This window comes from Chloroflexota bacterium (genome assembly GCA_034717495.1).
Classification (GTDB): Bacteria; Chloroflexota; Anaerolineae; order JAAEKA01; family JAAEKA01; genus JAYELL01.
This window is the reverse complement of record JAYELL010000086.1, coordinates 24,164-30,413: the sequence shown is the minus strand read 5'-3', so window position 1 is coordinate 30,413 and position 6,250 is coordinate 24,164. Positions and strand designations below refer to the sequence as shown.

Below are 6,250 nucleotides of genomic sequence, written 5' to 3'. Positions count from 1 at the left end.
CTCGCTCTTCGCGTCCTTCGTTCCCTTCGCGCTTCGCGTCCTTCGCGACCCTTCGCGCCTTCGTGGTCCAAACCCTCGCCCTTCGCGTCCTTCGTTCCCTTCGCGCTTCGCGGCCTTCGCGACCCTTCGCGCCTTCGTGGTCCAAACCCTCCCCGCGTCCCCTCGCCCTTCGCGCTTCGCGTCCTTCGCGACCCTTCGCGCCTTCGTGGTCCAAACCCTCCCCGCGCCACAGAGTCATTGATCGAGACGCCCCTTCTGCAAACCCAACGGCAGGGGCGCAGGCCTTTCACACGAACTCTCGATCTGGACATGCCGGCTATCGTCCGAGGACTCGGTGATCGCGATCATGGTATCCAACACATGATACGCCAGCGACGCGTCGGTTCGCAGCGGGCGATCGTAGGCGATAGCATTGGCAAGCTCCGCTACGCCGATACCGCGACCCACCTCCGCGCTATGGGTTAACGGAATCTCGCTCCAGTCATCGGCGCCGGCACGACGAACCAACACCTGGCCGCCAAACTGGTTGGGATCCGGCACACTCAGACTGCCTTCCGAGCCGTAGACCTCAATGAGCGGCAGATTGGCGGCCCACACATCCCAGCTCTGAATCATGGTCGCGATAGGCCCTGCAACATAGTCCAGATTGGCCGACACATGGGTGGGAACTTCCACCGGAATGCGCCGGCCAAACTGGGTTTCGCTGGTCGCCACCCGCTCCGCAAAGGAGATTCCGGTGGCAGCCGAGACACGCGCCACCGGTCCCAGCAGATTCACCAGGGCCGTCAGATAGTAAGGCCCCATGTCAAACAACGGTCCCGCGCCCGTCTGATAGAAGAAATCAGGATTGGAGTGCCAGGACTCGGGACCCCGGCTGGTCATGAAAGCAACGGCCGCCACCGGCCGGCCGATCCAACCATCGTCGATCAGTTTGCGACAGGTTTGTTGCCCACCGCCCAGAAAGGTATCCGGCGCGCAGCTCACCAGAACCCCCTTGGCCGACGCGGCTTCCACGATGCGCTGCCCATCTTCACGGGTTACCGCCAGCGGTTTCTCCGAATGCACATGTTTGCCGGCATCGATGGCTGCCAGACTGACGCCCGTATGAGCCCGCGGCACCGTCAGATTGACCACGATATCAATGCCGGGAAGGGCGATCATATCTTCCACTGTGCCCGCCCATGGAATACCGAACTCGGCGGCCCTGTTCGAGGCACGCTCCACATCGAGGTCGGAGCAGGCAACCACATCGAGACTATCGAACTGGCGGCAGCCGCGAATGTAGGCTGGAAATATCCCGCCAACGCCAACGAAACCGACTTTAAGCTTTGCTGCCATGCCCAAGACCCTTGGCTACCAGGTAGTCGAAGCTCTTCTCGACCGCCGTCAGCATATCTGTCGCGCAGTGATCCAGCTCGATGATCAGCCATTGCGCTTCATCCGCTGCACCAATGATTCCCGCCCAGTCGAGGACGCCATCGCCCACGGCCAACTGGGGCACATCCCGCTTGGCAGGTCCGTCCTTGATGTGCAACAACGGCGCCCGGTCACCCAGCTGTCGCACGATCGATTCCGGATCAATGCCGGCGGCCTGCACCCAATAGGTGTCCAGTTCGATGTTAACCGCTGGCGACAGGCATTCAAGAAAGATGTCAAAGGCGTTGCGCCCTTCGATATCCAGGAATTCCCACCAATGGTTGTGATAGGAGAGCTCAAGTCCGTTGGCCGCACATACCGCCTGGGCCTCGTTGAAGAGATCGCAGACTCGCCTGATAGTATCGCTGCTCTCGAAATCCTCGGGACCTTTCATGGCAACGATGTGATCGAGCCCAAAAGTGGCAACATAGTCAAGAACAGCGTTTTTGTCGTCGCCCAACGGAAGGGGCACGTGGGCGGAGACTACCTCAAGACCAAGGTCCCGCAAGGTTGCAGCCGCATTGGCCAGGGTTGTCCCGGGAATGGTGAAGGTCGTTTCGACACCGGCGTAGCCGATCCCGGCCACCCGCCTCATGACACCCTCGAAGTCATCCTCCAACAGGTCACGAACGGTGTAGGTCTGCAGTGCGATTGGTAAAGTCATTGGTACGATTCCTTTCATGGATCGATTTCATCGGGATGAATGGCCATCAGTCTGTCAGCATGATGGCCGCGCCCGGTAGCCCGCAAGCGCCGGGCGTACTCAGGTAACATGCCGCGCGTGTGAAATGGTCCTCCTTCCCTCAATACCGTCATCATCGGATCGATGGCGTAGTCGCTCGTTAACATCATCTCATGTTGCCATTCAGCCAATAGGGCCATCGCCCGATCCACCAGCTCAGGTCGCTCGCAGGCCAGGTTCTGCTGCTCGTGGGGATCCGCCAACAGATCGAAGAGCATGACCGGATCCAGCTCCTTCAGGCCATCATGATAGGTGCGCAAACAGAGGTAGTCGTCGAAACGCACGCTGCGCTGGCAGGCCCAGGCATTTTGGCTCAGCACAAGATAGGGACGTCCAGCCTCCTTCCCCATTTCCAATGCCGCTGCGAACGACTCTCCATCCCAGTTATCGGGCACCTGGCCGCCGGCCAACTCGATCAACGTGGCAGCCCAATCGAAGTGATAGTGCAGCGCCCGGTCGACCCGCAGCTCTTCGCCCAGGCCTGGCCAGCGCACGATCAAGGGCACCCTGCACGTGATCTGGTCAGCCGTGTGGTGATCCCCCCAAACGTTCAGTTCTCCCTGGTTTTCGCCATGATCGGCGCTGACCACAATGACGGTCTCTTGCAAAACGCCGGCATCGTCGAGGGCATCAAGTAACCGGCCTATATGGGCATCGGCAAAACGGATTCCCGCGTCGTAGCCGTCGATCCACTGCCTGACCGAGGCCATCGAGTCCAGCGATTCCGGCAGGCGGGGAAAGCGACGCCACCCGGTTTCGCCACCGTAGCCATGTAGATCCTGGGCGCTGTGCGGCCCAAACCCATCCCAGCAACGCTGCCGCATCTCCTCGCACAGCCATGGGGCCAGAGGTTCATCCTCGAACGGGTTGCCGAAATCCAGGGGCGTGCGATAGGGCGTGTGGGGATCCCAATAGTTGACGTGCAGAAACCAGTCCTCTGACCGAGCATTGCGCTCCAGCCAATCCAGGGCAACGGGCGTGATATCGTCCGCGCTTTCGTTTCCCCCCTTGCCTGTGTTGAAAATCTCGTTGAAACCGGCATACCAGTGCCAGGCGGCATGACGTTCGCCGAAGGGACTCACAGTCGCCGTTCGTAGGCCGGCATCCCGCATTGCCCGCATCCACGAGGACCCATCGAAGGCATCCCGAAAGCCCCGGGCAGGACCCTCGACGAAGGGCTGTGCAGCCGTACCGCCATGGCCGACCACCCCGGTATGGTAGCCGAAGCGACCACTCCACAGTGCGCTGCGGGAGGGCAGGCAGGGCACGTCGGTGGCGTAGCAGTTTTCGAAACGCACCCCATCCCTGGCCACAGCGTCGATATTGGGGCTGGTGTTGCGATGGTATCCGTAACAGCCCAGATGGTCCGCTCGCAGGCTGTCGATATCAATGTAAAGAATGCGCATAATGACGTTTCCTCCGCTCTGTCCTCTGCCTCATCATTCAACGGCTGGCCCAAAGCATGCCGCGCAGGGTGATCTCGAGCGCTTCCGGCACCTCGAAATCGGCAGCGACATGGCCCAGGGAACTGAAGAACACCCGTCCCTCTCCCCAGCGGCGCTTCCAAACCACGGGCATCACCGTGCCTTCAATCCAGGGAAGAAAGCCTCCGCCAAAGGTAGTCGTCGCCACAACCTCGTTGGAAGGGTCCACATGCATATAGTATTGTTCCGAATGCATCTGGAAGCCGTCGATGCCGGCCACGATCGGGTCCTCCGGCTTGACGATGTCAACGGTATAGTCGATGATGTTGCCCGGATGCGCCACCCACTGCCCACCGACCATGAACTGATAGTCGGGACTGTTGCGGAAGGAATCGCCGATCCCGCCGTGCCAGCCGGCGAAACCAACGCCACTTTCCACAACCGCCAACAATCCCTGCAGCTGTTCGGGCGAAATCTCTGCCATCGTCCAGACCTGCACGATCAAATCCACCTCCTGGAGCTTTTCCACAGCAAGGTAGACATCAAGAGTGTCGGCCATTTCGACCTGATAGCCCCTTTCCTGAAGTAGCGGACCAAACAACCGGGCACATTGTTCCGGTTCATGGCCTTCCCAACCACCCCACACGATCAATGCTGATTTCATGGCAACTCGGACTCCTGGTGAGAACTTCGCGATTAATACCGGCGCTAACACCACCCGGCCCCGCCGGATGCGGGTCACTGCAGATCGAACCTGCCCATTGTATCCGGCCTGACACGTGACGTCAATCACAGACGCCATGAAGCAGCGATTCGAAATATGGCGCTTTGACCCACCCCCCGGTTCAGGCAGGGGTCAGCCGATCAGCCAGTTCCCTGGCCTTCCCGGAGCCCGCCAAGCCACGCGGAAATCGGCTGGCCGCGGGCGTCCAGGTTCTCCCTGATGGCCCTGTCATAGACATCCAGAAAAGCAAACAGCGCCTCCGCAGGCACATTTCTGTTTGCCAGGAGGCCCTTGATCCACTCAATGTCAGCACCGAGCAATCCCATGTCGCCCAGGGCAAGTGCAGCCCCTATGCCACGGCTCAACTCTCTGTTTGCCAGTGCGGCGCGACTACAGGGCATATCCACTTTGCCCATTGCCTGAATCACACTGGCCTCGATTATCGGCTGAAATTGTTTGAAATGATCTCTCGCCTGGCCATAGGCCTCTGACACCTGTTCGACCTGAGGCAATGGCCTGGGAGCGGTCATCAACGAATCCACCAGGCGGGAAGCGGCCTCGAAGTCTTCCCCCAGGAAATGACCGGGGATTCTCTCCCGCAGCTCGGGCGCCAGATTGAAGATCAATCCCCCATAAGCTAACGGAACCCCCGCGGCGACCGTTACCAATGCAGCGGCCGTGTGCAACTGTTGCGCCGCCATGATCAACAGATCAGGGTTCATCGCGTCGATGGTCGAATCGAGTCCGGCGACAGGCACATTGGCTCCCAGGGTAACCACATCCCAACCGCGGCGACGCAGAAGGAAGGTCAAAATCAACGGGGCGATGACATGCTGCTCCCCGGGTGGACAGGCGACCAGAATTCGGCCCTGCCGGATAGGCGGCGCAGTCGCCAATACCAGCGCTTCCAGCCGCCTGGCTACCAGCACGGAGCAAAAATGTTCTTGCTGAACCGTAACCCTGCCTTGATACCACCCCTGGCCAACTTGCGCCACCCCCTCCTGCATCAACTCAGTGACCACCGTTTCCGGCGTAAAGAGGGCAAAAGCCTGATTGAGAATCTCTTCGCAGCGGCCTTCATCATAGCCTAAGCATGAGTCCACCCACTGCGCCCGCAACTCCGTAATCGTTCCCCCCGATGGCTGCGGGCGGGACAGGACCGACCTTGCCATCGGCATGGCTGCCGCCAGTGGATCACGGCCATCTCCCTCGATTTGACGCCAGAGATCCACGGCGCGTTTGATGCTCATGCCCTCTTTCTGGCGTGTCATCAACCACCTGATGGTCTCGATATCCCGCTGCGTGAATAGGCGATGCCCCCCGTCACTCCGTTTGAGGTCAGGAAGGCCGTAGCGGCGTTCCCATGCCCGGAGCGTATCAGGCTTCAGACCGGTCTGCCGGACAACCGCCTTCAGGTTGAAGTAAGGCCCCTGTCTCGTCGTAGTCATCGTTACTCTCCTGCAAAAACGCGTGCGATGGGGAAACCAGGCAAGGAAAGCATGGGTGCTGTCCCATATCCTGATCTCCAGGCTTCGTTGTGGTGAGCGTTCTCTCCAGGTACATGACACCAGAGACGCGCCGGAGCAATGTTGTCGTCCCCCTGACCGCGCATTCGTTTTTCGCTCTTTTCCTGAATCCGCAGTCCAGCCACAAGATACCACACAGTCATAGTTTTGTCAAGATTTTGGACAATGAATCGGAGAGTTTCTCCCTCCCTGATCGCTTCGACAAGGCCATGCAAGCACCGGCGCGTAAGTGAACTTTTTTTGAAGGTAAGGGGTCCCACTTACCCTGGCCGGGCACCTGTGCGATCATGGTTACCGGAACGGATTCGCTTATCGCTGATCCCTTTTTTTGATTGATCAGCGTTTATCGGCGCTTATCTGCGGTCATGTTTTTTTTCTGATTACACCACAGACCTACGGCGCAGATTTTCTCTGATCT

5 protein-coding genes are annotated in these 6,250 nt (G+C 59.5%); all 5 read right to left on the bottom strand.

The features are described 5' to 3' along the window. Window positions 1–234 precede the first annotated feature (234 nt). The 5 genes from U9R25_15910 to U9R25_15890 all read right to left on the bottom strand — a co-directional run bounded on the left by U9R25_15910 (window position 235) and on the right by U9R25_15890 (window position 5,754). Window positions 235–1,338, bottom strand: coding sequence for a Gfo/Idh/MocA family oxidoreductase (locus tag U9R25_15910; protein MEA3337384.1), 1,104 nt, complete (start codon window positions 1,336–1,338; stop codon window positions 235–237). Next, window positions 1,322–2,080, bottom strand: a complete 759-nt coding sequence (locus tag U9R25_15905) for a sugar phosphate isomerase/epimerase (GenBank protein MEA3337383.1) — start codon at window positions 2,078–2,080, stop codon at window positions 1,322–1,324. The genes U9R25_15910 and U9R25_15905 overlap by 17 nt, the downstream gene beginning before the upstream one ends. A 14-nt stretch (window positions 2,081–2,094) precedes the next feature. Continuing rightward, window positions 2,095–3,564 carry a sulfatase gene (locus U9R25_15900; GenBank protein ID MEA3337382.1) on the bottom strand — a complete coding sequence of 490 codons (1,470 nt, stop codon included), beginning with the start codon at window positions 3,562–3,564 and terminating at the stop codon, window positions 2,095–2,097. A gap of 37 nt (window positions 3,565–3,601) precedes the next feature. Continuing rightward, the gene (locus U9R25_15895) at window positions 3,602–4,246 is read right to left on the bottom strand and encodes a ThuA domain-containing protein (protein ID MEA3337381.1); all 645 of its coding nucleotides are present in this window, start codon (window positions 4,244–4,246) and stop codon (window positions 3,602–3,604) included. Between the two features lie 200 nt (window positions 4,247–4,446). Next, window positions 4,447–5,754, bottom strand: coding sequence for a MerR family transcriptional regulator (locus U9R25_15890; protein ID MEA3337380.1), 1,308 nt, complete (start codon window positions 5,752–5,754; stop codon window positions 4,447–4,449). Between the last annotated feature and the right edge of the window lie 496 nt (window positions 5,755–6,250).